The 26,080-nt window shown below is 58.3% G+C and carries 29 protein-coding genes and 1 pseudogene; 13 read left to right on the forward strand and 17 right to left on the reverse strand.

From position 1 onward, the window contains the following. The 3 genes from AC1RQ5_RS09590 to AC1RQ5_RS09600 all read right to left on the reverse strand — a co-directional run bounded on the left by AC1RQ5_RS09590 (position 1) and on the right by AC1RQ5_RS09600 (position 4,637). Entirely contained in the window at positions 1-1,662 is a 1,662-nt protein-coding gene (locus AC1RQ5_RS09590; protein ID WP_493198505.1) for an ATP-binding protein, read from the reverse strand. Between the two features lie 32 nt (positions 1,663-1,694). Continuing rightward, complete coding sequence (locus AC1RQ5_RS09595) at positions 1,695-4,268, reverse strand: HWE histidine kinase domain-containing protein (protein ID WP_493198506.1); 2,574 nt, start codon at positions 4,266-4,268, stop codon at positions 1,695-1,697. A 156-nt stretch (positions 4,269-4,424) separates the two neighbouring features. After that, positions 4,425-4,637: a hypothetical protein gene (locus AC1RQ5_RS09600; RefSeq protein WP_493198508.1), complete on the reverse strand. Its 213-nt coding sequence runs from the start codon at positions 4,635-4,637 to the stop codon at positions 4,425-4,427. Positions 4,638-5,020: 383 nt separating this feature from the next. Here AC1RQ5_RS09600 and AC1RQ5_RS09605 point away from each other — a divergent pair, with 383 nt between their 5' ends. Beyond that, entirely contained in the window at positions 5,021-5,722 is a 702-nt protein-coding gene (locus AC1RQ5_RS09605) for a Crp/Fnr family transcriptional regulator (protein ID WP_398476015.1), read from the forward strand. 128 nt (positions 5,723-5,850) lie between these two features. Here AC1RQ5_RS09605 and AC1RQ5_RS09610 read toward each other — a convergent pair whose 3' ends face one another. Further along, positions 5,851-5,982 (reverse strand): hypothetical protein, encoded by a 132-nt coding sequence (locus AC1RQ5_RS09610; protein WP_493198510.1) that lies wholly within the window; start codon positions 5,980-5,982, stop codon positions 5,851-5,853. A 75-nt stretch (positions 5,983-6,057) separates the two neighbouring features. Between AC1RQ5_RS09610 and AC1RQ5_RS09615 the strand changes: the two genes are divergently transcribed. Continuing rightward, entirely contained in the window at positions 6,058-6,300 is a 243-nt protein-coding gene (locus AC1RQ5_RS09615) for a DUF6894 family protein (protein ID WP_493198512.1), read from the forward strand. Positions 6,301-6,327: 27 nt separating this feature from the next. On the opposite strand, the gene AC1RQ5_RS09620 is transcribed toward AC1RQ5_RS09615, so the two are convergent. Further along, positions 6,328-6,615, reverse strand: coding sequence for a hypothetical protein (locus AC1RQ5_RS09620; protein ID WP_493198514.1), 288 nt, complete (start codon positions 6,613-6,615; stop codon positions 6,328-6,330). 776 nt (positions 6,616-7,391) lie between these two features. Between AC1RQ5_RS09620 and AC1RQ5_RS09625 the strand changes: the two genes are divergently transcribed. Continuing rightward, complete coding sequence (locus tag AC1RQ5_RS09625) at positions 7,392-7,592, forward strand: hypothetical protein (protein ID WP_493198516.1); 201 nt, start codon at positions 7,392-7,394, stop codon at positions 7,590-7,592. Between the two features lie 70 nt (positions 7,593-7,662). On the opposite strand, the gene AC1RQ5_RS09630 is transcribed toward AC1RQ5_RS09625, so the two are convergent. Beyond that, complete coding sequence (locus tag AC1RQ5_RS09630; protein WP_493198518.1) at positions 7,663-7,788, reverse strand: hypothetical protein; 126 nt, start codon at positions 7,786-7,788, stop codon at positions 7,663-7,665. Positions 7,789-8,109: 321 nt separating this feature from the next. Between AC1RQ5_RS09630 and AC1RQ5_RS09635 the strand changes: the two genes are divergently transcribed. Beyond that, positions 8,110-9,387 (forward strand): tyrosine-type recombinase/integrase, encoded by a 1,278-nt coding sequence (locus AC1RQ5_RS09635; RefSeq protein ID WP_493198520.1) that lies wholly within the window; start codon positions 8,110-8,112, stop codon positions 9,385-9,387. Positions 9,388-9,522: 135 nt separating this feature from the next. Here the strand turns inward: AC1RQ5_RS09635 and AC1RQ5_RS09640 are convergent, their stop codons facing one another. Next, a complete protein-coding gene (locus tag AC1RQ5_RS09640; protein ID WP_493198522.1) occupies positions 9,523-9,837 on the reverse strand; it encodes a hypothetical protein in 315 nt (104 codons plus the stop codon). Positions 9,838-9,961: 124 nt separating this feature from the next. On the opposite strand from AC1RQ5_RS09640, the gene AC1RQ5_RS09645 reads away from it, so the two are divergent. Continuing rightward, a complete protein-coding gene (locus tag AC1RQ5_RS09645; protein ID WP_493198524.1) occupies positions 9,962-10,360 on the forward strand; it encodes a BLUF domain-containing protein in 399 nt (132 codons plus the stop codon). 469 nt (positions 10,361-10,829) lie between these two features. Then, entirely contained in the window at positions 10,830-11,078 is a 249-nt protein-coding gene (locus tag AC1RQ5_RS09650; protein WP_493198526.1) for a hypothetical protein, read from the forward strand. A gap of 315 nt (positions 11,079-11,393) precedes the next feature. Here the strand turns inward: AC1RQ5_RS09650 and AC1RQ5_RS09655 are convergent, their stop codons facing one another. The 8 genes and pseudogenes from AC1RQ5_RS09655 to AC1RQ5_RS09690 all read right to left on the reverse strand — a co-directional run bounded on the left by AC1RQ5_RS09655 (position 11,394) and on the right by AC1RQ5_RS09690 (position 17,671). Then, the gene (locus tag AC1RQ5_RS09655) at positions 11,394-11,738 is read right to left on the reverse strand and encodes a hypothetical protein (RefSeq protein ID WP_493198528.1); all 345 of its coding nucleotides are present in this window, start codon (positions 11,736-11,738) and stop codon (positions 11,394-11,396) included. Between the two features lie 386 nt (positions 11,739-12,124). Next, on the reverse strand, positions 12,125-12,319 hold the full coding sequence (locus AC1RQ5_RS09660; protein ID WP_493198530.1) for a hypothetical protein: 195 nt from the start codon (positions 12,317-12,319) through the stop codon (positions 12,125-12,127). After that, positions 12,316-12,603, reverse strand: a complete 288-nt coding sequence (locus AC1RQ5_RS09665) for a hypothetical protein (RefSeq protein ID WP_493198532.1) — start codon at positions 12,601-12,603, stop codon at positions 12,316-12,318. Before AC1RQ5_RS09665 ends, AC1RQ5_RS09660 begins: the two co-directional genes overlap by 4 nt. A 1,652-nt stretch (positions 12,604-14,255) precedes the next feature. Next, positions 14,256-14,909, reverse strand: coding sequence for an outer membrane protein (locus AC1RQ5_RS09670; protein WP_493198534.1), 654 nt, complete (start codon positions 14,907-14,909; stop codon positions 14,256-14,258). A gap of 185 nt (positions 14,910-15,094) precedes the next feature. Further along, positions 15,095-15,388 (reverse strand): annotated as a pseudogene (locus AC1RQ5_RS09675) (DNA cytosine methyltransferase); the annotation flags it as partial. Between the two features lie 918 nt (positions 15,389-16,306). Beyond that, complete coding sequence (locus tag AC1RQ5_RS09680; protein ID WP_493198536.1) at positions 16,307-17,005, reverse strand: hypothetical protein; 699 nt, start codon at positions 17,003-17,005, stop codon at positions 16,307-16,309. Positions 17,006-17,307: 302 nt separating this feature from the next. Beyond that, on the reverse strand, positions 17,308-17,445 hold the full coding sequence (locus AC1RQ5_RS09685) for a hypothetical protein (RefSeq protein ID WP_493198538.1): 138 nt from the start codon (positions 17,443-17,445) through the stop codon (positions 17,308-17,310). Between the two features lie 67 nt (positions 17,446-17,512). Continuing rightward, a complete protein-coding gene (locus AC1RQ5_RS09690) occupies positions 17,513-17,671 on the reverse strand; it encodes a hypothetical protein (RefSeq protein ID WP_493198540.1) in 159 nt (52 codons plus the stop codon). 396 nt (positions 17,672-18,067) lie between these two features. Between AC1RQ5_RS09690 and AC1RQ5_RS09695 the strand changes: the two genes are divergently transcribed. After that, a complete protein-coding gene (locus tag AC1RQ5_RS09695; protein ID WP_493198542.1) occupies positions 18,068-18,355 on the forward strand; it encodes a hypothetical protein in 288 nt (95 codons plus the stop codon). Here AC1RQ5_RS09695 and AC1RQ5_RS09700 read toward each other — a convergent pair. After that, complete coding sequence (locus AC1RQ5_RS09700) at positions 18,352-18,558, reverse strand: hypothetical protein (RefSeq protein WP_493198544.1); 207 nt, start codon at positions 18,556-18,558, stop codon at positions 18,352-18,354. The two genes, AC1RQ5_RS09695 and AC1RQ5_RS09700, sit on opposite strands and share 4 nt — an antisense overlap. A gap of 84 nt (positions 18,559-18,642) precedes the next feature. Between AC1RQ5_RS09700 and AC1RQ5_RS09705 the strand changes: the two genes are divergently transcribed. The 3 genes from AC1RQ5_RS09705 to AC1RQ5_RS09715 all read left to right on the forward strand — a co-directional run bounded on the left by AC1RQ5_RS09705 (position 18,643) and on the right by AC1RQ5_RS09715 (position 21,991). Further along, complete coding sequence (locus AC1RQ5_RS09705) at positions 18,643-18,855, forward strand: hypothetical protein (protein WP_493198546.1); 213 nt, start codon at positions 18,643-18,645, stop codon at positions 18,853-18,855. A 271-nt stretch (positions 18,856-19,126) separates the two neighbouring features. After that, entirely contained in the window at positions 19,127-21,532 is a 2,406-nt protein-coding gene (locus tag AC1RQ5_RS09710) for a flagellin N-terminal helical domain-containing protein (RefSeq protein ID WP_493198548.1), read from the forward strand. A gap of 102 nt (positions 21,533-21,634) precedes the next feature. Further along, entirely contained in the window at positions 21,635-21,991 is a 357-nt protein-coding gene (locus AC1RQ5_RS09715) for a flagellar biosynthesis repressor FlbT (protein ID WP_493198550.1), read from the forward strand. 238 nt (positions 21,992-22,229) lie between these two features. Here AC1RQ5_RS09715 and AC1RQ5_RS09720 read toward each other — a convergent pair whose 3' ends face one another. Then, positions 22,230-22,715 carry a MarR family winged helix-turn-helix transcriptional regulator gene (locus tag AC1RQ5_RS09720; RefSeq protein ID WP_493198552.1) on the reverse strand — a complete coding sequence of 162 codons (486 nt, stop codon included), beginning with the start codon at positions 22,713-22,715 and terminating at the stop codon, positions 22,230-22,232. A 341-nt stretch (positions 22,716-23,056) separates the two neighbouring features. On the opposite strand from AC1RQ5_RS09720, the gene AC1RQ5_RS09725 reads away from it, so the two are divergent. The 3 genes from AC1RQ5_RS09725 to AC1RQ5_RS09735 all read left to right on the forward strand — a co-directional run bounded on the left by AC1RQ5_RS09725 (position 23,057) and on the right by AC1RQ5_RS09735 (position 25,967). After that, the gene (locus tag AC1RQ5_RS09725) at positions 23,057-24,562 is read left to right on the forward strand and encodes a porin (protein WP_493198554.1); all 1,506 of its coding nucleotides are present in this window, start codon (positions 23,057-23,059) and stop codon (positions 24,560-24,562) included. Positions 24,563-25,447: 885 nt separating this feature from the next. Next, positions 25,448-25,708 carry a ribbon-helix-helix domain-containing protein gene (locus tag AC1RQ5_RS09730; RefSeq protein ID WP_493198556.1) on the forward strand — a complete coding sequence of 87 codons (261 nt, stop codon included), beginning with the start codon at positions 25,448-25,450 and terminating at the stop codon, positions 25,706-25,708. A gap of 16 nt (positions 25,709-25,724) precedes the next feature. After that, on the forward strand, positions 25,725-25,967 hold the full coding sequence (locus tag AC1RQ5_RS09735) for a ribbon-helix-helix domain-containing protein (RefSeq protein WP_493198558.1): 243 nt from the start codon (positions 25,725-25,727) through the stop codon (positions 25,965-25,967). Positions 25,968-26,080 lie beyond the last annotated feature (113 nt).

Consider the following 26,080-nt stretch of genomic DNA (forward strand, 5'->3'; position numbering starts at 1 on the left):
TTAGCCCCGACTATCCTGCTGATCGCTGAGCAGCAGGCGGCTGACCCGCCGGACCAGATCGTCCACCGCAAAAGGCTTGGTCAGCACTTCCATACCGTGTTCGATATGGCCGTGATTGAGTACGGCATTCTCCGCATAACCCGTGATGAACAAGACTTGCAGGTTAGGTCGTAGCCGCCGCGCGGCTTCGGCAATCTGACGTCCATTCATGCCGCCGGGCAGCCCGACATCGGTGATCAGCAGATCGATCGACGCATCCGATTGCAGGAACTTCAGACCGGACGGCCCGTCGCCGGCTTCGAGGCACGCATGGCCGAGGTCCGATAGCGCATCAGTCACCAGCATCCGTACCGTTGGCTCGTCATCGATCACCAGCACGGTCTTGCCAGAGCCAGTCTCGATCCGTTCGGCATTCAACGTCTCGTTGGCGACATCCTCCTCGCCATGGAAGCGCGGGAGATAGATGCAGACCATCGTGCCCTGGCCGACTTCCGAATAGATCCGCACATAGCCGTGGCTCTGCCGCGCGAAGCCATAGACCATCGACAGGCCGAGACCAGTACCCTGGCCGATCGGCTTGGTCGTGAAGAACGGGTCGAACACCCGCTCGATATTGACCTTCTCAATGCCGATGCCGGTGTCGCTCACGCAGACGCTGATATATTGCCCGGCATCGATCCCGCGTTCGCGCGCATTGCGGTCGTCCAGCCAGCGATTACCGGTCTCGATGGTGATCTTGCCGCCGTCGGGCATCGCGTCGCGGGCATTAATACAGAGATTGAGCAGCGCGTTTTCGAGCTGATTGGCATCGACCAGCGTGGTCCACAGGCTGGCCGCGCCGATGGTCTCCACCTCGATCGCCGGGCCGACGGTGCGGCGGACGAGTTCGGCAAAGTCCGGCAGCAGACGATTGACCACCAGTGGCCGCGGGCTCAGGGTCTGCTGGCGCGAAAAGGCGAGCAGGCGATGGGTCAGCGCTGCCGCGCGGCGCGCCGCGCCTTGTCCGGCGGACAGATATTTCTCGACATCGCCGTGCCGGCCCTGGGCGAGCCGTGCATGAATCATCTCGAAGGCACCGGAGATGCCGGCGAGCAGATTGTTGAAGTCATGGGCGAGGCCACCGGTGAGCTGGCCGACGGCTTCCATCTTCTGTGCCTGCCGCAGCGCGCCTTCCACTTTCTCGCGCTCGGATAGCGCCTCGGCGATGCGCGTCTCCAGCGTCTCCTGAAGATGTTTCTGTGCTGCCTCAATGCGGACTCGATCGGTGATGTCCTTGAACAGGACTGCGACCTGACGGTCCTCGAAATTGCCGATGCGGAATGAGCTGACTTCGAGGTGGCGGCCGGTCGCGACCAGCTCGCGTTGAAAGCGGATGACGTTGCCGGTGCGCAGCACGCCGCCATAGAGCTCCACCCAGCCGTCAGCCTCGTCGCCAACCATCTGGCGGAGTTTCTGGCCGACGACATTTGGGATGCCGGTGTGCCGCGCGTAAGCCGCATTGGCCTCGATATGGATATAGTCGCTCAGCGGGCCGTGTGGGCCGTCAAAGAATTCGATGATGCAGAAGCCTTCATCCATGGCTTCAAACAGCAGGCGATAGCGATCGCGCGCTTCGGCAGCGGTTGCTTGGCCGGTATTGTCGTCCTGATCGGCAATACTCATCGTGGGAGTTTCTTAGAAGGTCAGGTGGGCCATCACATCTCGCCCTCGATGCCGAGCAATTCAGCGATCCCGCGGGCGAGATTTTCCATCGTATAGGGCTTTTGTACAACGATCCGGGAGCGATGATCCATCGGCAGTTTGGCCTGCTCGCCATAGCCGCTGGCGAACAGGAACGGGACGTTCATTTCCAGCAACCGGTCGGCGATACCAAAGCTGTTCTGATCGCCCAGATTGATGTCAAGAATGGCGATCGCCGGAGTCATTTGCCCGAGATTGTCGAGCGCGGCTTCGACCGTCGAGGATGTCGCGACCGTCTCGGCGCCAAGCCGGCTGATGATGTCCTCGGCGTCGAGCGCTATGATCAGGCTGTCTTCCACCAGCATGACGGTCTTGTCCATCAGCAGGTTTGGCACCGGTTTCGGAGCGTGGCCATGGGTCGGGCGCATCAGCTTGATCGCCGGGCCGGCATGGTTTTTGGGCTCCGAGACATGGCGCGCCGGAATGTTGAAGCGGGCGCTGAAGCCGCTCTCTTCATATTTCGCCTCCGCGGTGCCGCCGAGATCGTAAGGCACCGAGCGTTCGATGATCGTCGTGCCAAAACCCTTGCGCGTCGGAGCCTTCACGACGGGGCCACCAGATTCTTTCCACGTCAGAACGAGATCGCGATTGCGTTCGCGATGCCAGTCGATATTTACGTGACCATCCGTCGTGGACAGGCTGCCGTATTTCGTGGAGTTGGTAACGAGCTCATGGACGACCAATGCCATGGTGGAATAGGCTGACGGGTTCAGGAGCGTTGGTGGACCGCTCGCAATGATCGCTTCAGGTCGGTCGGCAAAGGCGGCTGCTTCCGCATCGATCAGCGCCTGCAGCGGCGCGGGACCCCAGTGATCATCGGTGATCTGATTATGCGCGCGTGCGAGAGCATGAATGCGGCCATCAACGACCTTCACGAATTGCTTCACGGCGTCTTCATCGGGTTGCGATTGCCGGATCAAGCCGCGGATGACGCCGAGGATGTTGCGGACGCGATGATTGAGTTCGGCAATCAACAGCTCCTGTCGCGCACTCGCCTGGTGGCGTTCCGCTGCGGCTTCGTCGGCAAGGCGTAGCACAACCTCGATCAGCGTCGCGCGTAGCGTTTCAGCAACGCGGATCTCCGATGTCGTGAATGGCCGCGAGCGTCCCTCGACCAGCTCCTTCCATTCTGCAAAGGATTCACGTGGCGTCAGACGCGGACCGTTGGGGCCATATTCGACAGGCTTGTGCGGATCGCCGGCCCAGCGCACCGAGCGGATCAGTTCGGATCGAAACAGCACCACGTAATCGCGCGGCGAGCGCGAGATCGGGATCGCCAGCATGCCGGCGACTTCTGACGAATATTCTTTGGCGCCGTCGACAAGCGAGGAGATGCAATCGGTGGCGAATACCTTTCCTGCTGCGGTGCCATTGAGTGCGCGCACGATGCGGCGGAAACCGTCGGTCGGCGGCGTGACGCCGGAAAAAGCGTAGCTGCCATTGATCCAGACGGCCACGCCTTCGGCCGGAATGGCATGGGTCAGAATGTCCGCGAGCCAGTCGGGATCCTTCAGCAGTGTCTCATCGGATGCGACTGCGCCGAGCAACTGATCGGAGATGTCACGTGCCCGCCGCTCATATTCGATCGCTTCGCGGCGCTCGCGGCTCTCGAGACGCATCGCAAACATCTGTGCGAAGAGCTCGGCAACTGCGCGTTTCTGGAACGCCGGACAGCGCGCCGAATAATGGTGGCAGGCGAACAGACCCCACAATTCGCCATCGACCACGATCGAGATCGACAGCGAGGCGCCGACGCCCATGTTCTTGAGATATTCGATGTGGATCGGTGATACCGAGCGCAGCACCGATAGCGACAGATCAAGCGGGCGATTGTCTTCATCAAGAGTCGGTACCACCGGCACCGGCTTCGCGTTTACATCGGTAATGATGCGCAGCAGATTGCGCTTGTACAGCGCGCGCGCCTGTTGCGGGATATCGCTGGCGGGATAATGCAAGCCCTTGAACGTACCGATGCCGGAGCGGCACGCTTCGCCGACGACTTCGCCAGAGCCTTCCGGGTCGAATTTGTAGACCATCACCCGGTCATAGCCGAGCAACCCGCGGATCTGGCGCGCGCCTTCGCGGAAGAAGGCGGTCATGTCCGGCGCCTGATCGAGGCGACTGACCATGGATCGCACCATGGCGGTCGTATCGCCGGGATTTCCGGCCGCGGGCTCGGCTTCGATGACGATCTGTCCGCCCGACATATGCAGCGCGACGTCGAATGGTGCGGCACCTTTGACCAACTCACAGCCAAACACGCGCTCGACGGCGTCCGCTCCGCGCAGCAGCGCGACGCGATTGCGCAGATCGTGAATGGCGATGGAAGGCAGGAAGTCGGCAAGGGGGTGGCCGATCATCTCCTCATGCGAGCGCGTGATGAAATCCCGAACATTTTCGGACGCGCGAGCGACGATCCAGTCGAAGCTGACTGCGATAAGAAAGCCGATCGGCTGGATAGCGCCGAGAATATGGATGGGTTCGCGATCGCAATTGGTGAGATCGACCTTGAAATCGTGTCTGTTCACTCGGGCCTGTTATCTGATGCCAGAAACTGAGACTCTAAACCGGCTCAAACGCCAGAACGGGCGAAAGGTTCCATGGCGGCAGGGCGCTGAGGCCGCAGGACGTCAGAGCGGTTTGCCGTTCGATCTCTGTCAGGCCGTGTGGCGATCGGGGGCGGCTTACTTTTCGTGGATGTTGATGGCGCGCAGCCCTGCTTTGGTCTCGCGGACACCCGGAAAACGACGTCCGAGCTGGCGGGCCATTTTCTGCACCGAGGCCGTATTGCGGTTCAGGGCGCCCGCGGCGCGAATCAGGGACGATCCTTGTTCGGCGAGTGCGATCAGGCGGCTGATGTCGTCATCGGTCCATTTACGTGTGATGGGGCGAGCCATGGTCCTTCCTTGCGGTGTCTTGGCCGGGAACGTTAGGACATGCGCGCTCCAGCGTCGGTCCGCTAGCTGACACAAGATAGCAGTGCGAATAGCGGCGCAGTGCGGCGACCCGATTGCTCCGCGATCTCACCTTGAAGATGGGGAATGGCACCTCCTGGTGACGTTTGCGACTGCTTGCCGCACAGCACAGGCAAATCCGCGGTCATTGCGTGGAACGCAAAGCTCCCTGACGGATTTTGAATCGGTAGTGTCGGGTACCGGACCGACATGGTCGGAACGGACAAGTATCCGTTGTTCCAGCTGAAGGACGGGGGACGAGAATGGTCAGTGCTCCCAACGGGTAATTCGACTGCGCTCCCTTCGGTCTGCTTACGGGAGCAATTATGAGACAGCACGATAACAGCCTCCTATCGCGTATGGAGACTGCGATATATGAGGAGCTGGCCAAGCATGCTGTCGTGGTCGAGCTGTCTCAGGGCGATGTGCTTGCCGAGGCGCACGATACCATCGAGAAAGTGTATTTCCCCCACGCAGGCATCATCTCTTGCGTGGTCGAGCTTGCCGGCGGCGGTGCCATCGAGACCGGCATGATTGGCCGCGATGGTCAGTTCGGCGCGGGCCTTGCGCTCGACGACAAGATCTCGCTCAATCATGTTGCGGTGCAGGTCGGTGGCCCGGCCTCGAGCTTCGATGCCAAGTTCATCGTCCATCTGGCGGAGAAGCATCCGGCCTTTCGCCGGATGATGATGTCCTACGAACATTTCCATCTGGCGCAGGTGCAGCAGACAGCTGCGTGCAATGCAGTGCATTCGGTGCAGGCGCGAACCTGCAAATGGCTGCTGCGCATGCGCGAGCTCGCGGGAGACGAACTCACCGTCACCCAGCAGTTCCTTGCGCAAATGATGGGCGTGCGGCGCACCAGCGTCACGGGCGTCGCCATCGAACTGCAGAAGGCCGGCATGATCTCCCATAGCCGCGGCCGTATTCAGATATTGGACGTCGAGAAGATCCGGCGCTGGGCCTGTGAATGCCATGAAGACGTGCGCCACCACTACGATCGTCTTTTTCCGCCGAATGTCGGCTAGCGGACCGACGGATATTGATGAGCTGCTAGACTGTGATCTGGTTCAATGCGCGAGCAACGATCATGGACCGGCGAACGATTTGCGAAGCGCAGGCTGCGATCTGCCGAGAGCAGGCAGATCGTGATGATTCAGATCGCGCATTCTGGCTGGCTGAAGCGCGGCGGTGGCAGGAACTGGCGGGTGAGCATGTGCGCGCCGCCGTGAGCGTCGGACGGATCGATCGCGCCATGGATGCGCAGATGCGGGATCGTGTAGGCCAAATGCGAGACGCCCGCCCTTTGCAGCGAAACTAGTTACCCACAAGTAGCTTGTCCCTCATTGAAAGAGCGGCAGCCATGGCAAAATACTTTCTCCATCTCGTCGATGGCGACGATGTGATTTGTGATGCGGAGGGCAGTGATCTTCCGGGCATCGCGGCTGCGCGTGAGCAAGCGTTACTTTCGGCGCGCGAAATTCTGGCCGAAGCCATCAAACTTGGTCAGCAGCGTATCCCGCGCTTCGTTGTCGCCGTCTCGGAAGGTGGAAACGAAGTGGCTGTGATCGATGTGAAAGCGATCCTGCCGTCAAGCTTGAAGTAGCGAAGACTTTCGCAAACCTGCGCGCAGCTAGAGCGGGGCGTATGACTCCGTAACCGCACGAATGCGCTGCATGGCCTGCTGGTAATAGGCTTCCCGCTCGATTTCGAGGAAACGTTGCCTGTTGCGAAATGCCTCGAGGCGCGATCGCATTTCCTGGCGCAGGTCAGTCTCCGTGGCGTAGCGCGGCACTCGGGGAGCAGCCATCGCCGTAGCGAATGTTGACGGACTGGCAGTCTCGGCGGGCTGCTCCGCAAGGCGCTGGACGAAAGCCAGCGTATCGGCAACCAGACGCTCCTGCTCGTTTTGCACAGTCATAGTCCCCACTCCGAATCTCGCGATCAATGTGAGAAGAGTGGGCAATCATGGGTAATGAAACCTCACTGAACATGCGTCGCGGAGTGATGACCTCATCAGATTTCGTGTTTGTGCGAACTGCGGATGCAGGCGAGCGGCGAAAACGCAAATTGATTGACGTAACGCAAGTCTCTTTCAAGCATGGCCGCGCATAGTATCCATGGCTCGGACCACGGCACGTTGATTGGCGCTGTCAGGCTGTCCGCGGAAGGAGGATGCGATGCCCAGGCATTTCGGTTTGAAGCAATCATCGGCAGTCGCGCAGTCGGTCTTACCGGCAATGTCACACATTGCGCTGGACCTGCGCGTATCGAAGGGTCTTTCTTTGGATGGTCCTCGGGTACCAGAGTGCTCTGCATCGCGACTGGACCTGCCGTCCTCGCCGACGAGCTGGCGGGGATCGTCTCGCCGACAGTCGATCTCCCTCGATTGAAGATCGGCGTGACGCGAGATTTCGTCGCGGCGTTTGTAAAAAGGTGCAAAGCACTTCTTCCAGACAGATGAAAGCCCCGTCGGGGGAACGGGGCTTCCAGTCTGGGGATTTGTGGGCGCTTGGGGGACCACCCACGCTCAGTAGACGCGCGGCTGCCGGAAAGGTTCAGCCCTGCGACGAAAAAGCTTCTCTGGCTGAGCGGTGGTGTCATTCAACTCTCGCCTGACGATGATTCCTGTCTCTGAAGCGATTAGCGAACTCGCAGCGCGATGAACCTTGGCGGCGAGCCGCAAGACCATTGATCATGGCCAATCTGTTCGCAGACGTTCTGATCTCGATCATTCGCGTCGTGATATGGCGTTGGGCCAGCGTGCTCGTAATCAAGCTACTCACCTGGCTCGATACGAAGATCCCAGGGCGTCGGATGAAGTTCGCGATCGGCGGCGCGCTTGGGCTCGTGGCTTTCATCCTGGTGCCGGTGTTGGCCGGTCTGTTCGGGCTTTGAAGCGGACGTCCCGCGCTCTCCGTTCGCATATAGACCGCCGCGCCAGGACAAGCCCGGCGCTGCGTTTGGGCTATTTCTTCTTCACGGCGGAGATGTTCAGAACTCCCTTGGTGGAGGCATTGGCAGCGATTTCCTTCGGCTTCACCTTCTTCGGCTTCTTGGTCTCACGATTGCCGCGCTGCTCACCCTTAGGCATGGCTTGGTCCTCCGGCCCAGAAACGGGCCAGTGATGACGCTAGCACGCTGGCTCGGAAAGCCGGCATGGCTTGATGACGCGTTGGCTCTGGCCCTCATGCGCGGCGCCGACGCCAGCGCGATGACCAATTGATTGTTCTCGGATGACTTGAATGGTGGGCGCACAAGGGATCGAACCTTGGACCTCTCCCGTGTGAAGAGCCGTTTGCGGCTTTGTTGGATGTCGGTGATGTCTATAACGTGTTGAAATCATTTACTTCACAATCATTGTCATCACGGGCATCATACCCCTCTGTGTGAGACTTTTGTGTGAGATGAAGTATTGGCAAGCGCGATCGATACCGCCGCAAAGCGGGGCAAACTGCCATTTAGAAAGAATCCTTACTGGCAAGGTGTAAGCGGGGGCCGGGGAGGGCTTTCACTTGGCTTCCGTCCATCAAATCGAGACGCCGGGACTTGGATCGCGAAGATTGTGATCGACGGCCATCGGTTCGAGGAGCGGATCGGGGCGGTTGGAAATGGCGAGACGCCTGGTGCTCTGACTTTCACTGCTGCTTTAGCCGCGGTCCTCGAATGGGGAAAACGCCAAGCGTCTGGCATTGAGGCGGGGCAACTGACGAGCGCGGTCGCCAAAATTCCCACGGTTCGGTTAGTGGTTGAAGAGTATGCAGACGCTCGGAAGGTGCGAGCCGGCAGATCGGGATCTGAGCGCTCCCTTAAGTTGCATGTCTTAAACGACAGAGAGTTTGCCGGAGTAAAAATCGCGAAGCTGGTTGCAGGGGACATTGAACGATGGAGGTCTCGGCTGCCGATTGAGCTCAAAGCGACCACAAAAAATCGGATGCTGAACGACCTTCGTGCGGCCCTTAATGCAGCTGCGGTAAAGCACCGTCGCACCCTGCCTGCGTTTACGGTGAGCGAGATTAAAGTTGGCACAAAGGCCGAAATTGCGGGAAGCGCGCCGCGACGTCAGCTCTTGACCGATAAGCAGGTTCGCGCTGCGGTGGACGTAGCGTTCGAAATTGATCAAGATTTTGGTGAGCTGGTTATTCTGGCCGCTAGCACTGGTGCACGTTTCTCGCAATTGACGCAGCTAGATGTAGTGGATCTGCAATTGGTCCAGCGACGTATAATGATGCCCAGCTCAAACAAGGGCAAGAACCGGGAGCCAGGAACAAAAGTTGCCATCCCGCTCTCAGCATCCGTACTTGATCGCTTCGCTTCAGGATTCGCAGACCGGTCTCTCGACGAGCCTCTGCTCCAGCGGTGGTGGCACAAAAAAGCTGGTGGACCAGGAAAATGGATCAAAGAACGGCGTGATCGCTGGAAGTATGCATTCGAAATCAATCAGCAGTGGGCCGAAGTGGTCACGCGAGCATCACTCCCAATTGGGACGGTGATGTATGCGCTTCGCCATAGCTCCATCGTCCGAGGCCTGCGGGCAGGCTTGCCGGTGCGCCTCGTCGCAGCATTGCACGACACCTCTGTGGAGATGATCGAGAAGCATTACGCTGCCTATATTGTAGACATGACGGAAGACCTGGCGCGAAGAGCCCTTATGTCTTTTGGCAATCAATCGCCGCTCGAGACTGGACAATAATCATCGGCTTCGCGCTGGCTCATCGCGAGAGAGTGGGCGCAATGGTCTTCCAAGCGGAAGCGATCGTTTAAATGAAGCTCGCAATCGCAGCCGATCATACGCTGTTGTAAGGTCTCCGCTGCGGGATCGATGTCATCAAAAAGCGCCGCGCTCACTGAAAGATCTATTTTCATCGCGTTGCACGCGTCTATCGGACGACACCATCATGACACTCTTCCAGTCGCCTGCCACCGCAGCAGCACTTCGTGAATCAAATCGCTCATGCAGAGTGAGGATCGAAGTGAGGGCGTCTCTTTCAGCGACCTGAACTTCGCGTGATGTGTCGGGGGTCAAAGGCTCGGAGATTAGACAACGAGCCAAGTGGCGCGCCTTTTCCAGGGAACTGATGTTAGCGGTTGCTAAGACAGATCGGCAGTAGCGGGCCTTTAGGTAGCTGATTTCGTCGCTCATTCGGGCTCAGCTACCACGTTCTGCAGATTCGCGAGCGAGTTTAGAGACGAGAAACCAAACACTAGCGTTGGCCTTGAACCCTTTCAAAAACCCGGAATTGAAATAGTACGAGGGGGAGAGATTCATGTTTCGTATTGTCTATGTTAGCACCGCTGTCGCCGCGTTTTCAGAAGAACAGCTCCGTCACCTTCTACGTGTGGCACGTTCGAATAATGATGCGTCAGGTGTGACTGGCATGCTCGTCTATTCGAGAGGTCAGTTTCTCCAGGCCCTTGAGGGCGAACCGGGACCTGTTATTAGCACGTTCGATCGCATATCGGCTGACGTCCGACATGCCGAATTGAGAACGCTGCAGCGGGGGAATCATGCTGATCAATGGTTTGCCAATTGGTCGATGGGGTTCCATTCCGTCCACCAAGCTACAACACACGTATCGGTGAGCGACCGAATCAATCTCGGCGTGTTGGACGAATTCTCGGCAGTCGATTTCCTTAGATCATGCAGTCGTAACCAAACCCTATAGCACTTGCGGTGAGCGGCTCGACGACTGAGCTGGGGGCCGTGCACGTCGAGCCTAACCTCGGGTAGTTGGGACGCCCCGCGGCTAATGAGCCAAGCAGCACGAGGGTTACTCGTTCCAAAGGCCCTACGCGCAACCCGATTCCCACGCGCTCCAGCCCGCCAATGGTGGTGGAGAGCACTCCGGTCTCGAAATTTCTGAATTACCAGTGCAGGTCTATGAAGTGGCTTCTTGTGATCATCATTGCGGCTGTGCGCAATTTGCCGAGCCCGAATCTTAGTGTTTAGTGTCGGCCCGATTGCTGAGCATCGCGCCAGGCTCGTGCGTGAGCCATGCACCGAAAGTGCGCCGCCGCTCGCGAAATCGAATGGGCGGGCCGGCCTGGGTCATCGTCGAATGAGTGATGATCGCAGGAACAAGACACACCAGCCGCTGTTCGAATGGCAGTGAAATAGCAAACAGGTCATACAAAATGAAAACGGTCCTCACTCTCGGCGTTGCTGCGGTCATCGCCACGGCTGCACTGGCGACACCAGCGTCGGCCAAAAAGATGAAACGACATAATATGCAAGGGATGAAAACCAGTCAGGGAGTGACTACGGGTCAAGGGCGCGGATACACCGGAGGCAACGCCGCTATTCGAGGCAACAACGGCAACTCAGGGCAAGGCTCCAACTCGCTCGGCAACATCAAAGGCGGCAACATCGGAGCCGGCAAGTAACGCAATATGGTCGATTTGACAGCCGTCCGGTGCTGCGCCGGTCGGCTCTTTGCGGATTTAATCGACTTTGACCAGCCGTAGGGCCCAGCTGTTCAGCAATGACGACGTTGCGATCACGGCTTCGGGCTGAGCCTCGAAAGAGAGCTTCATGTCCTAGGCTCGGCGCTATATAGCGCCGTTATTGTCCGTCGCTACCAGCCGCCGGTCGATCTTATCTGACTGAATATGGCAGCGCCGAGATGCCCAACTAGTTCGAGCAGAATATCGGGACACCGGGGCAGCAGCGGCCGGAGCTATCGAAGGACTGAAATTCCATCACCGAAGCCTCAAGGGTGATTGTTCCTCGGGGCTCACGTGGCGGTGTACGAAGTCTTCAAGCCATGGAGAGATGTCTTCGTAGGCTAGGTCGCAGCGCGCCTGTATTTCCTGGGCAATGTCTGCCGTGACGTCGCGCGACCAATTCTCTGTAACGTTCAGAGCGACTACGCAGAGCGGATCAGCGTACTCACCCACCATCAGATCTTTGATCACCGTTTCGAGATCGGTGGCGCCAATGCCGGCCTCGCGCCAAACACATCCCGAGGCGCTGCAATCAACTACCAGATATACGGTGTCGTGCACGCCTGCAGGTACAACGGATGGGCTCCAATCCGAACGCATGATACGCAACTCCGCTACTGAACGGCGGACTCAAGTGGAATGCGGCTGATTCGTTCCTGATTGGGCCGCCCGGTCGCGTTCCGTAAGTACGCGTCAGGCGCGCAATCGGCCTCTTGGATAACAGCGCCGGCCTCTGCTGCACCGCTCGTTGACGAATCCAAGCCGTGAGCAATGATCACAGCATGCGTTACGAGGTGCGAATGTTGGACACCGGCTGGGCCATCTAGGATTTGGGCACGAACACGCCTGCTGCTGTGAATGGACGTTGGCAGACCAGCTTGGCGCTCGATAGCGCAGAGTTCTTGTTAAGCTGTCTAAACAAGCGCGATCAGGTCATCCGGGCGACGATGGCGCGCGTCGAGCCGCTTGGCTCATAAGTCGCATCGTCACGTTGAAAATCTCTCGATTGGCCGGCGTCGTAATCGCGAAAGGCTTCGAACCAAAGCAGCGTCGTCGAGGATCGTCGTCAGACGCTTCAGCGCTTCTGTCTGGCTCAGCCCTTCGGCGGTCGCGCGGCTTGCCACCATCCTCGCCTCTTCAAGTGTGGCCAAAACCTGCTCCATGTCATGCGACTCGCTCATTGATCGCGCACCAGCTTTCGGCGGCCCCAGTGAGGGCCCTTTCGACTGGTGTCGTAGACAGCGTCCTGCGGATGTAACGCCTGCATCATGCCTACCTGAGCATGCATCAGCGGGCCGCGATCGTCGGCTGCTAATAGCAGTGCCTCAGTGGCCGTCTGCCAAGCAGGCAGGTCAGCTTGGGATTTCGGCAGCTTTTGAATAAGCATGCCCGCGTCCCGAAGCGTCACCAATGGCTTTAAGCCGGGCAGGGGAATAGGGGCAGGCAACGGGGTGTCCCAGGACATACGCAACTCCACTAACTCACGGCGGACTCAAGCGGATTGCCACTTGTTCGTTCCGAAGCGTCAACGAGAGACCCGACCGCCGACCGGCACATAGCGGCCCGATCTCAGCGAGATGCGCCAGCGCCGGTCTTCGTGGAACCCCCGCAGTTTGAGAGGCTTATGCCTCAAACATGGAGGGCCAGTTGGTGAAGACTGAGAGAAACGGGACCGTTATTCCCGGAGCGGATCGAGCAAATCCAATCGAGAGCAAGGAATGCCAAGCGAGTTTTGATTTGCAGCCTGATCCAGCCGCCCTGCGGGACCTCGCGGCGCGTTTTCGACAAGATGCCGAAACTGCGAGGGGCACTGGGGTGAAGGAGCATTTCGTCACATCCGCGGAAGAGGCTGTAGCTAGAGCGGAGGCCATTGAAGCATCTGCGCTGTGGACGGCACCAGCTTTTCGGTAACGGCTCGCTGTATGGACGTTTGCTACCAAAAGTTTATCGAAACCTGCCGCTCATCGTCCCGTAGCTCTTCCCATCATTTGGGAAAAGGCGCAAATGCCGCAATCGAATATTCTAGGGTGCCCCGAGCGGCCACCGTGTCCCAATTGCGGGACAAACATGATCACCATTGGCCGGAAGATGAGGCGAGACGGGTGGGAGTGGTGCTCCTACCAATGTCTCAGATGTCGGCATTCCGAGACGTCTCAGCCTAGGCGGTATGGAATTGCCCTCACAGCAGCCCAGACGAGGAACTCATGTGAAATGTAGAGTTTGATTCAAACGCCCGGCTTTGACCACGGGCGCGGAGACGGCCTCGCCTCCTGTGCCTCCAGCCAGGGAGCGGGGCCCGCCCAACTGTTCCCTTGCCGTTCTTACTTTCGCTGCGGCCGGCGGATGGCAAGCATCTTCGTCATGTCAACGGCCGTGTCCAATTGGTCAGCTTGAGCAACCAATCGATCGCGCTCTTCTCCTGCCGGCAACTCCGCGGCTCGCTGTCGCAATTGACGGGACTGCTCTGCCCATGTGTCTACGGTCGATTGCATAAGGCATCTCAGAGGTGAAGGCGAATAGTACAGGCCCATAGCAAGCCTGCGCCTCTGGGTCTGTCCGTTATCCGACACTCGACAGAGCTGCCCGCATGTTCGCTTAGGAGCGCTGTCTCGTCGTCAGTCCATTGTCGGGTGAGGAGTGAGCGCGGCATGTTCAGCGGGTAGGTGGGCGGAGGTCGCCGTTGAGCCAGCCTTCGGCTTGCTTCAGCGGACCCGGCTCAACAACCGTTTGAATATAGCCACATCGTGGGCACTCGTATGCGTGCACAACGAAGTCTGGCTTTCCCGTCATCGAGCGAATCCAGGCGGTTGGGGCTTCGCACTTAGAGCAGGGTGGTGTGCAGGTTTTTGGCATGGCGAAAAAGGTATCTGTCGTCGCAAATTTACGCACCTGCCTCGAAATTGCAAGATTGAGGCCCGAGGGCTCGCTCGACGGTCGCTTACCAGCGCGAAGGAGGCCTTTCGCGTTTGGCCGCAGAAATCATTGCAGCGGCCAGGACAAGAAAGATGATCAGCGTCATGAGTTCGTGAGTGTGGTCGTCCATCGCGCATCATTTTTAAGAAAAAGCCCGGCGCGAAGCCGGGCTTGTGTTGTTCCTGGAGAATAAGCTGGTCGAGCTTAGAACGCGCCGGCGCCGAAGTTGCCCCAGTTGAAGCGATAATTCAGACCGGCTTTGACGGTGTGCTCGTCGTTCCGGAAGCCACCAACTGCGAACGTGGGCGTCAGGAAGGTGGTCGTGCCGAAATCATAGTACTGATATTCGATCTTGCCCGACCAGTTGCGGTTGAACAGGTATTCGATACCGCCGCCCACGGTGTAGCCGTTGCGACCTGCGTCGCCGGTGAAACCATTGGTGAAGCGCGAGTCAGCCCAGGCGTAACCACCCTTCACGTAGAGCAAGGTAGGGCCCCATGCCGAGCCGAGACGGCCGGTAACCGAACCAAGACCACGGTTGGCAAAGCTGCTGCTGGTATCGAGGAAGCTATAGTTGGCTTCCAGACCGAAAACCCAATTGCCGCCGAACTGGGTATCCCAGCCGATTTGACCGCCGCCCATGAAACGACCGTCATTGCCGCCGCCGACCAGGTTGTCGGAATTGCCGCGGAAGGCGCCGCCGACGTGACCGCCGATGTAGAAGCCGGTCCAGTCATAAACAGCGGCAGGAGCGGCCATCGGGGCTTTGGTGTAGGGGCGAGCGGCCATGTCAGCAGCGAAAGCGGAAGAAGCGCTCAAAACCGCGACAGCGGCCGAAGCGAGAAGGTACTTTTTCATGATAGTCTCCGTTTGAATCACCGGAGGACCTTAGAAACATTCTCGCCTCGAAGGTGTCACTGCTTTGCCACATATGTGTACAAACACGTTCGCAAATCTGCGATGCAATTTTTTGGAACGAAGCTGCAAGTTGTCGCAAACCTTTCGGCTTATGCGCATGAAGCCTCATTGAAATTGCTGATAAATCACTTCTCCGGAGAGTGCTCCGCCGCGTGTGCGAGGATAGCAGCTCCGATCGCCCGTGCCATCAAGGGAGGCACGGCGTTACCCACCTGCTTGGCGCGAGATGAGTGACCTCCCGAGAACGCATATTCTCTTGGGAAAGTCTGGAGGCAGGCGGCCTCTCTAAGCGATATAGCGCGGTCCTGCGAAGGGTGTCCAAATCGTCCATTAGAATAGCTGATACAGCGAGTGGTCAGGCCGGCGGCAGGCTTGTCCCACGCCAAACGGCCGTAAACTTCAGAATGCCCTTCGTGATCCTTATGGCAATCTAACCAAACACGTTTAGGCCACGAGTCTCTGCCTCCACCCTCGGGTGACGTCTGCGTATGGGCTTCCCGTTCGGCGTCCGTTGACTAGGACCTCGTAGTCGCCAAGATTGCGCTCCGCCATCACCGTAACCTCAGACAACAAACATGGTGGATCATCATTTCGGATGCCCAAGGAACTGTTTTAGGTCAATGAGAAGGTCGATTGCGGCATCGACCGAAAGGGTAAAGCTCTGATCGTTGTCAGTAGTTATGATACGTAGACGGCCGCTACCGTCAGGCTGCTTCGCGACCTCAGTGTCGCGTACGATGGCGGGAGGCACGCGATCAGCATCGTCTTCTCGGGATCTTGCATGTCCGGTCCAAAACTCGCAAGCCTCAGGATCAGGTGTCGTTGGCCACATTCGGATGCAACGCGAGCTTTTCTGCCCGTAAGTCTGCGAGCACCATCTTTGCCGCCCCCGCCGTCAATGGGTCCGGATCAGACGACAGGCCGAGATAGTGGTCAATCTGCCGCTCAATTTCGACGCAGCGGCTACACATTCGCGCTGGTCGTTGAACGCAACGCACACTGTCGGGCAAACGAGGACGCATCATTCTCAACACGGCAAGCCATCTGCTCGAGTCGAAGTCGTTCGCTCGGCTCAGGGTGCTCTTCCGCCATCGTTCTGAGCTTACGCGCGTAGGCGTGAAAGTCATTCAATTCAGAAGCCGGGTCTAAGATCATCATGAAACTCCACCCTTGTTTTGTCGCCTTTCACGAAGAACGGTAAGGCGCTGTCCGGGTTGCACCGCCGTAGAAATATGTTTCCGAGTTGGGCCCGGAGGCGATCGTTGGAGCTGATGCAAACTTCGAGGATGACCAGGTCAAACGCTGTCGTTCGACAAAGGGTGGGACATCGAGACAAGTCAGCTGTGCGTTGAGGAGCCTGGTGGCGTGATAAGGCTCTCGCGAAGGGAACGCAGTCGGGTGCGCTCGAGCGCTTGAACGACTTCTGGCCCGGCGAACAGCTCATTCAAGCGCCCAACAGTCGCTGATGCGTCCGCCGACAGCTCGACGTGAGCTCGGAGAAGTCGCTGGGCGTCATCGAATGCGTGCACGATAATCTTCATGTCCTCGGACTCAGCCATATTCCCTCTCAAGATGTCGCTATCCCAATCAACTCCGAACCTAGCTTGTTCCAGCGCTAAAGAGATTGGGAACGAGCTGGGGAACAGCCAGTTGTCGATGGCAACAATGGAGCGCTTATGTCCCGGACAATCTTTGCACTTGCCGCCGCCGTCCTCGCGTTCAACGCTCCTGCATCCGCCCAAGGCGCCGGGACCGGTGGCACCCCTGAAGATCGAGCAGCCTGCCAACCAAGTGTTCAGCGTTTCTGCGCGCAGGCAATCCAAGGTGGCGACATGGCGGTGCTGGCCTGCCTTCAACAGAACCGCTCGCAGATCTCCAAGCCATGCCAAGAGGTCTTGGTGAAGTACGGCCAGTAGGCTCGGCGATGCAACACAGGAGGCATCGATAACCACGCGAACACCCAATGCACCGCCCCGCAGCTCCCGGAAGTTCATCGTCATTGCGGGTGTGATTGTCGTGATGATGATTGCCGCCATTTTTATTGGAATGAACGCGCAGCACGCCAAAGACATGCAGGATAAGCAATCCGGTCAAGTTAAGCCTCAGGATCTGCCCCTTACCGAAAAAGATTTGGGACGCGCACCTCCCGTTAAGTAGGCGCCGAAAACCGGAGGGTTAAAAGCGGGGCCGCCATCTGAGAAATAGGCGGCCCCGCACGCGCCAAGGCTTGAGTGGGGGAAAGCCAAGTCAGCGGGATTTCTATGTCGCCGATTGCGCGCTACTTCGCACGTCGCAATTTGTCACAGCCTGCCCTCTTCGCACTGATTATTCGGCGCGGCTAGCCGGCGAAACCACCTGCACGTAGCTGATCGATCATCTGCATCATCTCTGACTGCCGTTGGCGGTATATCTCAGTTTGCTGATCGTGGGGGAGGGTGTCGGTCAGCCAACGTATGGTGTACATCAGAAAAGTCATGTCGTGCCTCAAGGCAGCAAATTGAGCACGAGTCTCGCCAGCGAACCGAAGATTCACATCCACGACGTCAAAGGGGGAGGGCTCGAATTTGCTCTAACTGATCGGCTTGATGGCTATAGAATCGGGCCGCTTCCCGAAGTTTCTCGATAGTGACCGTGTCGAGCATGTTCTTGGCCAATCGCTCAGCGCGGCGCGATGCTGCTCGGAGGTGTTCGATCTCGCTCATGATGTCCCTCATAATTTCCTGGACAAGTTGAACTAAATCCGATCGTTCCAAGCATGGTTAACTATGGATAATGCTCGGTTAACGCAGGTGTTTTGCAGGGCAGGTTATCGACTAGCAGTCTTCGATAGCGAACTCTGGGCCGTAAGAGGCGAGCAATGTATTTTCTTTCCAAAGCTCGATGACACAGCCTGTCGCTAGCGTTCTGGCATAGGCCAGTGCGTCTTCTCGACTAAAGCTCTCTGGGACCGGACGGCGACATGCGATGTGAGACCCGCCGACGCTAAACACCTGATGCATGTACATTTCGAACCCATCGTTTTGCTCTAATCACAAAATCTGGCGGGCGGTGCTTAGTTCCGAGGTGTCGAGCAGATCGCAAGAGGTACATAATACATCGTGTATCTGGCCCTGTTAGGCCCGCGCGGCTGCGGGCCATGCGTGGAGGATTTGATCTTCTTCGGCAATCTTGCGCCGATCCCGCTCGGCAGCATCGCACCTGTGGCAGATAAACTGGCTCGCCACAGCCTCAAAATTCATCGCGTGTCGGCACTTAGGGCAACGGGGAAGGGGCATTCGCGCCACTCCAGAAATAGAAGATTGCTGAGAATGCAACTCTGTAATGCAGCGAGCTTTAAAGATTTGTTTAAATGGATGCGCAGGCGCTCGTTCTTCGAGATCGGCTAACGTAGCGCGGCGTGGCCGGCGTCTGTAACGACAATGTCGTCGCCCTTCATCCGTACCCAGGCGAGCTCGGCCAGCTTTACCAGCTTCTCGTCGCTTACGCGCATAAAATGATGTCGCTTCGCTAGGACGTCACGGAGTGCCCAACGATGTGCGATTTCGCCGATGATTTCTGCCACGTCCACCCCCAAACGAAAGTCAGTCATGACACCTTACTTTATAGCGGGATGGCGTCACTGAAGGAACTATGAACATCAGGGCGGGTTGGCGTTGTATCACGAGAGGCATCGATGACCACGCGAACACCTAATCCACCGCCGCGCAGCTCCCGGAAGTTCTTTGTCATTGCGGGTGCGATTGTCGTGATGATGATCGCGGCCATTTTCATTGGAATGAACGCGCAGCACGCGAAGGACATGCAGGATAAGCAAGCCGGTCAGGTCAAGCCTCAGGATCTGCCGCTTACCGAAAAAGATTTGGGACGAGCACCCCCCGTAAAGTAGACGCCGTCAATCGAATCCATGCCGACAACTGGAATAGCATCAAGCGATGGCCGTTTGAGAAATCGACGACCCAACGCGCCAAGGCCTGAGTGGGCAAAAGCCGAGCTAGCGCGGACTTTATATATTTATTAACCAATGGATTGTGATCGGCGACAATTGTTGGAACGAACTGCATTTTGATATTCGGTTTCATCACTTATTAGACTTTGCCGGCGATGTTGACGGGCAGCCAAAAGAATTTGGCGTAAGTTTTGAACAGAAGGTTTCAAACATGTCCGGTATTACACTCTCGTCCTCCGTCCGTCAGAACCTGCTCTCGCTGCAGTCGACCGCTGATCTGCTCTCCACCACGCAGAACCGCCTCGCGACCGGCAACAAGGTCAACTCGGCGCTCGACAATCCCACCAACTTCTTCACTGCCCAGTCGTTGAACAATCGCGCCAGCGACATCAACAACCTGCTCGATGGTATTGGCAACGGCGTCCAGATCATTCAGGCTGCCAACACCGGCATCACCTCGCTGCAGAAGCTCGTCGACTCCGCGAAGTCGATCGCCAACCAGGCTCTCCAGGCAACCGTCGGCTACACCAAGTCGGCCGCTTCCAGCGCGATCTCTGGCGCAACTGCTGACAACCTGCTCGCCACGACCGCTCAGGTCACGAGCTCGGTGACCTCCAGCACCGTCTACAACAACGCCACCCAGACCTTCGTTGCGACCGCTGGCGCTGCCGGTGCGGCTCAGCAGAACAACCGCACCTCGACCGGTGGTACGGTGACGGGCTCTAACGTTGTCGACAACCAGGGTACTCCGGCTGCGATCACTGCCGCCACGACGCTCGACGATCTGGCGACCGCCATCACCGCGGGCAGCTCGATCACCGTCAATGGCACGACGATCTCGATCACCACGGCCGGTACCGGTGCCCAGAGCGCCAACCAGGTTCGCGCTGACGACACCGTTGGGGACCTGTTGGCCGCGATCGACGCCGCTTCCGGCGGTACGTCGAGCATCAGCGGCACTGGCGCGATCACGCTGACCGCTGCCGCGGGCACGGCGTTGACCATCGGCAACGGTTCGGGCACGCCGCTCGCTTCGCTCGGCCTCACCACCGGCGGTAACTACAATGGCACGTCTCCGTCGGCAGTAACTGCCGCCACGACGCTCCGCGGCGCGGCTTCGAGCAGCTCGAATGCTCTCGGCACGGCATTCACGACCTCCGACACCATCGTTGCCAACGGCACCACGATCCGCTTCTACGACTCGGGCGCCGGTCAGTCGGCTGGTACCGCTGCGAACTCCACCTATGTCAACCTGCAGGGTGGTACGGTCGGCGACGTCCTTACGGCGATCAACACTGCAACCGGCGGCACGTCTGCGTTCAACGCAACGACCGGCGCGATCACGCTGACCACCGGTACGCTCGCCGACATCTCGCTGTCGGGCACCGGCGTCAACAAGCTCGGCCTGGGCACGACCTACGCTCAGAACCGCACGTCTTCGCCTGCGACCGCAGCGACGATCAGCGGCGCCACCACGCTGAAGGGCAATGTCGGCACCAACTCGCTTGCGACCGCCTTCACCACGGCTGACACGATCACAGTGAACAGCAAGACCATCGCCTTCTTCGATTCGTCGACGGGTGGTGCAGCCGGTTCTGCCGCAAACACCAGCTATCTGGATCTCGCGACGGCCACCGTTGGCAGCGTTCTGACCCAGATCGACGCCTATAGCGGCGGCACCGGTTCGGCCGTTGTGAGCGGCAAGACCACGCTGAACGCTGGCACCACGGCCGATCTGCAGATCGGTGGTACGGGCCTCGCCAAGCTCGGTCTGTCCGCAGGCACCACGGCTGCGAGCACCCCGGCCAACGCTGGTCTCACCGGCCAGACGCTGACCGTCGGCAAGACCGGTACCAACGGTGTCGATCTGTCGATCACCTTCGGCACCAACGATGCCGCTGGCGAAGTGTCGAACCTCGACGAGCTGAACAAGGTACTTGCAACGAACAACCTGCAGGCCTCTATCAGCACGACCGGTGTGATCAAGCTGACCACGACCAACGACGCTGCTTCGTTCACGATCGGTGCGATCGGTGGTTCCGCCACCAACACTGGCAACCTGTTCGCTGCTTCGACGGTCTCTTCGGCTCAGGCCGATGCGGCTTCGCAGGCAACGCGTGCAAGCTTCGTCGCCCAGTACAACCAGGTGATCGACAACATCCGCACCACTGCTCAGGACTCGTCGTTCAACGGCGTCAACCTGCTCAACGGTGACACGCTGTCGCTGACCTTCAACGAAACCGGCAAGTCGAAGCTCGACATCTCTGGCGTCAGCTTCGGTCCGGACGGTCTGGGCCTGTCGTCGCTGACCGCCGGCACCGACTTCATCGACAACAGCGCGACCAACAAGGTTCTGGCGTCGCTGACCTCGGCCAGCTCGAAGCTTCGTTCGCAAGCTTCGGCCTTCGGTTCGAACCTCTCGATCGTGCAGATGCGTCAGGACTTCTCGAAGAACCTGATCAACGTGCTGCAGACCGGTGCGTCGAACCTGACGCTCGCCGACACGAACGAGGAAGCGGCCAACAGCCAGGCACTTTCGACTCGCCAGTCGATCGCCGTGTCCTCGCTCGCGCTGGCTAACCAGTCGCAGCAGGGCGTGCTCCAGCTGCTCCGCTAAGCGCAGCTCAAGAACCGAAACAGAAGGCGGCGGGGGAAACCTCGCCGCTTTTGCGTTTTGTTAACCAAGTCTGGGCGTAAGTGGCTTAGGAGAAGACCAGCGATGCCGTTAAAAATGATCGTTGAACCGCAAGAGTGGCTGATGATCGGCGGCACCAGGGTCGTCAATATTCATCCGGAACAAGCCACTTTTTTCGTTGACGGCTCGGGACCAGTTTTACGCCAAGCTCACACGCTTTCTGAACAAAATGCCGACACCGCTGCAAAACGTGCGTATCTAGCTGTACAGCGTCTATATCTTGGAATGGCGACCGACATAGGCGAGTACCAAGCTGCAGCAAGCGCGCTTCTGCGAGAGGTTCCTTCGTCGAAGGAGGTCGTTCTAAAAGCAAACGTGCAACTGGCAAAAGGATCGGCTTATGGAGCGCTGCGCGAATACCGTAAACTGCTAGTCGGTTAGGGACTGTTACCACGATTCGTCGCAGTCGAACCTGGAGCTTCGACCTGCTCAGGCGTCATCTACTGTCAGTCCAAAAGCAGATAAGTCAATTCAGCGCTTGACCTGCTTTGTATCACTACCAGATGTTCTGCGCGCGCTCGCGCCGGCCAGTAGCGACAAGATCATAGATTAAGAGTTCTTCGTTAGTGCCGGTGATCGGCGCATTGCTGCCGTCGCACTAGGGAGGGCGCAGGCATGGTCAGTCATCAAGGGAGCGCCAGGCATCTAGCGCCAGAACGTGAGGCGCTTGGGCGAACCGCTTTTCCAGCATTTCTAGCGTTCCGAGGAAGGCCTCACCATCAGAATCGCTCATGCTGGCGAATATGAACTGGTTCAGCGCTTCGCGCCGCGCGTCGATGGAATTGAGACTTCCTCGTGCACGATCGGTGAGGGCCATTAACATGACCCGACCATCCTCGGGAGACTGACGCCGGGTCAGGAACTCGCTCTTTTCAAGGAGCTTTGTTTGCGCGGTGACAAAAGACGGGTCGACGCGGCAGCGTTTCGCTACCTCTGCGACCGGCACGCCGTCGCCGCGGTCCATTTCGGCAATCGCGGACAAAATGCTCCATTGCGGGACGCTCACACCGAGCGGTTTGGCCCAGAATGCCTGCGTCTCAAACAGCAACTTACCGATTGTTTCTAGCGAGCGCACGGCTGCTTTCGCGGTACCGGTCTCAATCATTGTGCCACCCGACTGTCACCCTTGAGCTGAGAGGGATTCGCGCATACCGGACGAATCTCAATTGATTCAGACTGTTATCGCGCTTGCTCACAGAAACGTGTGTTGCGAGTTTGCCACGGTTCTAAACTTCTGAGGAACTGAGGCGGCAAAGTGTTTTGATAATGTGAGCTGCTCATGCATTCTGTTTTCGGCGGCGGGGCGACCCGAGTCGTCCCGTTAAGGTGGTTCGCTTTAGTGCCTCGCGTTATGCGGGTTTCCGAAAGCGCGAAGCACTGTAGCGGAGGAAATGGGGAGTTGGGGGACTATCACCCTCCCTTTTGTGAAAACTTGGAGGTTTTAACATGACGAATCTGAAGAGCCTGATCCTCGGCTCGGCGGCCGGTCTGATCGCCATCGGCGGCGCCCAGGCAGCTGACCTTCCGGTCAAGGCCAAGGCTGTTGAATACGTGAAAGTCTGCTCGCTCTACGGCGCAGGCTTCTACTACATCCCGGGCACCGACACCTGCATCAAGATCGGCGGCGCAATCCGCTTGGACGTTGCCTTCAATGGCAGCACCTACGACGTTCCGTTCTGGCAGGGTGGTGCTGGTGGTTCGGGCGCTTACACGCAGAACTACTATTCGACCCGTGAGCGTATCAACCTGACCACGGATACCCGTACCGCCACCGAATACGGTGTGGTCCGTACCTACGCGAACATCCAGTTCGACTTCCTGCAGGATCGTGAATCGATCGCCGGTGGTTACACCGAAGTCGACTACGCGTTCATCCAGTTCGCCGGCTTCACCTTCGGTAAGGCCGTTTCGCAGTTCGACCCGCAGTGGGCGCTTGCCAAGCCGTACATCTCGTCGGGCTTCAACGCTGGTTCGAACAACGCGACCGGTATCCCGCAGCTCGCCTACACCGCTTCGTTCGGTAACGGCCTGTCGGCTACGATCTCGCTCGAAAACGCTTCGCCCTATCGTAACGCTGGCCTCTGGAACACCGACACGGTGCTCATCGCTCCGTTCGGCGCAACTGCACCAGGCTACGGCACTGTGTCGAACAACTTTGCTGGTAACGCCTACGGCGGCAACCACATTCCAGACGTTGTTGGTAACCTCCGCCTCGATCAGGCATGGGGCACCCTGCACTTCGGTGCTGCGATGCACACCATCACCCCGACCTTCTACGCTACGGCTGCTGGCGCTGCGGGTAACACCAGCCTCGGCCACGCTGATGACTCCTACGGCTTCGCTGTGACGGGTGCTGTTGAGTTCAAGAACCTGCCCACCGGCGCAGGCGACACCTTGAAGCTCGAAGCCACCTACGCCAAGGGCGCTGCCAAGTACGTCTTCGGTGGCACCACCGACACTACCGGTGCTGGCCGCTATGCCAAGGCTGACTCCAACAGCATCGGCTTCGGCTACGTGCTCGACGGCGTGTACCAGAACAACGGCCAGATCATCCAGAGCGAAGCCTGGCAGGTCAGTGCATTCTACGAGCACTACTGGAACCCCGCCTGGCGCACCTCGGTGTTCGGTAACTACAGCCACATCTCATACGGTGACGGTAGCGCTATCATGCTTGCTGCATTCCAGGCTGGCCGCACGAGCACTGGTGGCGTCCTGTCTCCTGGCACGACCGGCAACTTCGACCTTGGCCTGGCTCAGGTCGGTACCCGTACCGCCTGGACCCCGGTTCGTAACCTGACCCTGTCGGCTCAGTTCACCTACAGCCGTCTGGAACAGAACCTCAACGGCGCCTACACCGGTGCTGTGACCGGTCGCGCAACCCCGGTTGGCGGCTACACGCTGTCGAACCAGAACGCCTACAACGGTTCGGTGCAGATCCTGCGCTCGTTCTAATACCGACCGCCTCACGGCGATCGATATCTGAAGCAGAAATCCCCGGCGAGAAATCGCCGGGGATTTTTTGTGCGATGTTTGACTAACTAATATGTTGCACTAATCTTCGTCGGTCATATACTTGTCGGACTAAAGGCTGAGTTTTATCAGAAGAACCTCCAAGAGCTCCCGAGAATGCCCTCTCGGGAGCTTCTTCTTTTCTAGATTATTACACGGTGATGCGTTTGATCGACGAACCTCGCCTAGATTAGGTCGATCACGGCTTGGCGCTAGTTACAGCAACCGTCAGCGTAGTTTACCTAGGCGGCTAATTTCTTTTTTGTTCGGTGACACCCGACGATTTCATTTCGGCACGAACTTCCCGGGCTCCAGGAAGATGTTTGCCGAGCTGACGGGCTTTCTTCTGAACGGCGCTATTTCGGCTAAGGGCGGCTGCCACCCGCGTGAGCGTAGCTCCCCCGTCTGCTAGCTCGACCAAGCGAGCGAGCTCCTGTTCTGTCCATTTTCGCGTGATCGGCTTTCTTGGCATCGCTATGGGGAAGGCGGCCTCAGCTCGCCCTTGAGCCATCCTTCAACCTGCCTGAGCGGATCTTGCTCTACTACTGTGTGGATGTAGCCGCACTTTGGGCACTCGTAAGCATGGACGACGTGGCCAGGCGTTCCCGGCATCGAGCGTATCCAGGCGGTCGCAGCTTGGCACTTAGGGCAGGCAGGAGTACGAGACTTTGGCATGGGAGAGATTGTGACGTGACGATAATCAAAATTATGCTCAAGTTTTCCCCGGAATCAAGACGCTCCAAGAAGCACCCGCGATCGCATCACGCAAGCTGCCGAGGCGGTGGCCTCGAACAGGCAGCCTCGCGTGATTTTTGGAAGAGAGGCAACATGGAATACCGCGAGATTGGCATAGCGGGTCGCACGGTGAGTATCGGTCTCGAGCAAGAGTTTTGGGATTGCTTGGAGGAAATCGCTTTGGCATCCAATGTTTCTGCTGAGAACCTGTTCACGCAGGTGGCAGAGCAGCATCCGAACGGTGTGGAATCAGCGCTTCGCGTTTTTGCCTTGTCCTATGTTTTGGCAAGGGCGTCGGTGAGCGAGTTGACCACTGGGTTTCCTGCGTGCGAGCGTGCCTCAAAATACCATTGAGGGAGTGATGAGCGCTATGGCAAAACCTGCGTCGCCAGTGCGAAAGCGTTCCGTTATTCTGAACGGTCACAAAACAAGCGTCAGTTTAGAGAGCGAGTTTTGGGACGGACTCAAGGAGATCGCCGATTTGCATGACGTTCCACTCTGCGAACTTGCGTCGAAGATAGATCAAGAACGCGGCAACGGTAACTTATCGTCCGCACTTCGGCTCTATGTGCTGGCGCACTACATGGCGCGTCGCGATCTAATGAAGCCCTAGTCCAATATTTGGTTTTCGCCGGAAACGTAGGTTCGCGGACGATCGTCCGTTTTGTCGCATACACGATAGAGGGCGTCTAGAGTTATCCAACTAGCCTAAAAGGGGCGAAGCAG

Source organism: Tardiphaga sp. GW821-FHT12E02, from assembly GCF_058807155.1.

Bases quoted from the DNA above. Each gene is read 5' to 3' on its own strand.
- AC1RQ5_RS09590 (WP_493198505.1), bottom strand. From the start codon at position 1,662: ATGAGTATTGCCGATCAGGACGACAATACCGGCCAAGCAACCGCTGCC.
- AC1RQ5_RS09600 (WP_493198508.1), bottom strand. From the start codon at position 4,637: ATGGCTCGCCCCATCACACGTAAATGGACCGATGACGACATCAGCCGC.
- AC1RQ5_RS09605 (WP_398476015.1), top strand. From the start codon at position 5,021: ATGAGACAGCACGATAACAGCCTCCTATCGCGTATGGAGACTGCGATA.
- AC1RQ5_RS09615 (WP_493198512.1), top strand. From the start codon at position 6,058: ATGGCAAAATACTTTCTCCATCTCGTCGATGGCGACGATGTGATTTGT.
- AC1RQ5_RS09620 (WP_493198514.1), bottom strand. From the start codon at position 6,615: ATGACTGTGCAAAACGAGCAGGAGCGTCTGGTTGCCGATACGCTGGCT.
- AC1RQ5_RS09625 (WP_493198516.1), top strand. From the start codon at position 7,392: ATGGCCAATCTGTTCGCAGACGTTCTGATCTCGATCATTCGCGTCGTG.
- AC1RQ5_RS09630 (WP_493198518.1), bottom strand. From the start codon at position 7,788: ATGCCTAAGGGTGAGCAGCGCGGCAATCGTGAGACCAAGAAGCCGAAG.
- AC1RQ5_RS09640 (WP_493198522.1), bottom strand. From the start codon at position 9,837: ATGAGCGACGAAATCAGCTACCTAAAGGCCCGCTACTGCCGATCTGTC.
- AC1RQ5_RS09645 (WP_493198524.1), top strand. From the start codon at position 9,962: ATGTTTCGTATTGTCTATGTTAGCACCGCTGTCGCCGCGTTTTCAGAA.
- AC1RQ5_RS09650 (WP_493198526.1), top strand. From the start codon at position 10,830: ATGAAAACGGTCCTCACTCTCGGCGTTGCTGCGGTCATCGCCACGGCT.
- AC1RQ5_RS09655 (WP_493198528.1), bottom strand. From the start codon at position 11,738: ATGCGTTCGGATTGGAGCCCATCCGTTGTACCTGCAGGCGTGCACGAC.
- AC1RQ5_RS09660 (WP_493198530.1), bottom strand. From the start codon at position 12,319: ATGAGCGAGTCGCATGACATGGAGCAGGTTTTGGCCACACTTGAAGAG.
- AC1RQ5_RS09665 (WP_493198532.1), bottom strand. From the start codon at position 12,603: ATGTCCTGGGACACCCCGTTGCCTGCCCCTATTCCCCTGCCCGGCTTA.
- AC1RQ5_RS09670 (WP_493198534.1), bottom strand. From the start codon at position 14,909: ATGAAAAAGTACCTTCTCGCTTCGGCCGCTGTCGCGGTTTTGAGCGCT.
- AC1RQ5_RS09680 (WP_493198536.1), bottom strand. From the start codon at position 17,005: ATGGCGGCAATCATCATCACGACAATCACACCCGCAATGACGATGAAC.
- AC1RQ5_RS09685 (WP_493198538.1), bottom strand. From the start codon at position 17,445: ATGACTTTTCTGATGTACACCATACGTTGGCTGACCGACACCCTCCCC.
- AC1RQ5_RS09690 (WP_493198540.1), bottom strand. From the start codon at position 17,671: ATGAGCGAGATCGAACACCTCCGAGCAGCATCGCGCCGCGCTGAGCGA.
- AC1RQ5_RS09700 (WP_493198544.1), bottom strand. From the start codon at position 18,558: ATGACTGACTTTCGTTTGGGGGTGGACGTGGCAGAAATCATCGGCGAA.
- AC1RQ5_RS09705 (WP_493198546.1), top strand. From the start codon at position 18,643: ATGACCACGCGAACACCTAATCCACCGCCGCGCAGCTCCCGGAAGTTC.
- AC1RQ5_RS09710 (WP_493198548.1), top strand. From the start codon at position 19,127: ATGTCCGGTATTACACTCTCGTCCTCCGTCCGTCAGAACCTGCTCTCG.
- AC1RQ5_RS09715 (WP_493198550.1), top strand. From the start codon at position 21,635: ATGCCGTTAAAAATGATCGTTGAACCGCAAGAGTGGCTGATGATCGGC.
- AC1RQ5_RS09720 (WP_493198552.1), bottom strand. From the start codon at position 22,715: ATGATTGAGACCGGTACCGCGAAAGCAGCCGTGCGCTCGCTAGAAACA.
- AC1RQ5_RS09725 (WP_493198554.1), top strand. From the start codon at position 23,057: ATGACGAATCTGAAGAGCCTGATCCTCGGCTCGGCGGCCGGTCTGATC.
- AC1RQ5_RS09730 (WP_493198556.1), top strand. From the start codon at position 25,448: ATGGAATACCGCGAGATTGGCATAGCGGGTCGCACGGTGAGTATCGGT.
- AC1RQ5_RS09735 (WP_493198558.1), top strand. From the start codon at position 25,725: ATGGCAAAACCTGCGTCGCCAGTGCGAAAGCGTTCCGTTATTCTGAAC.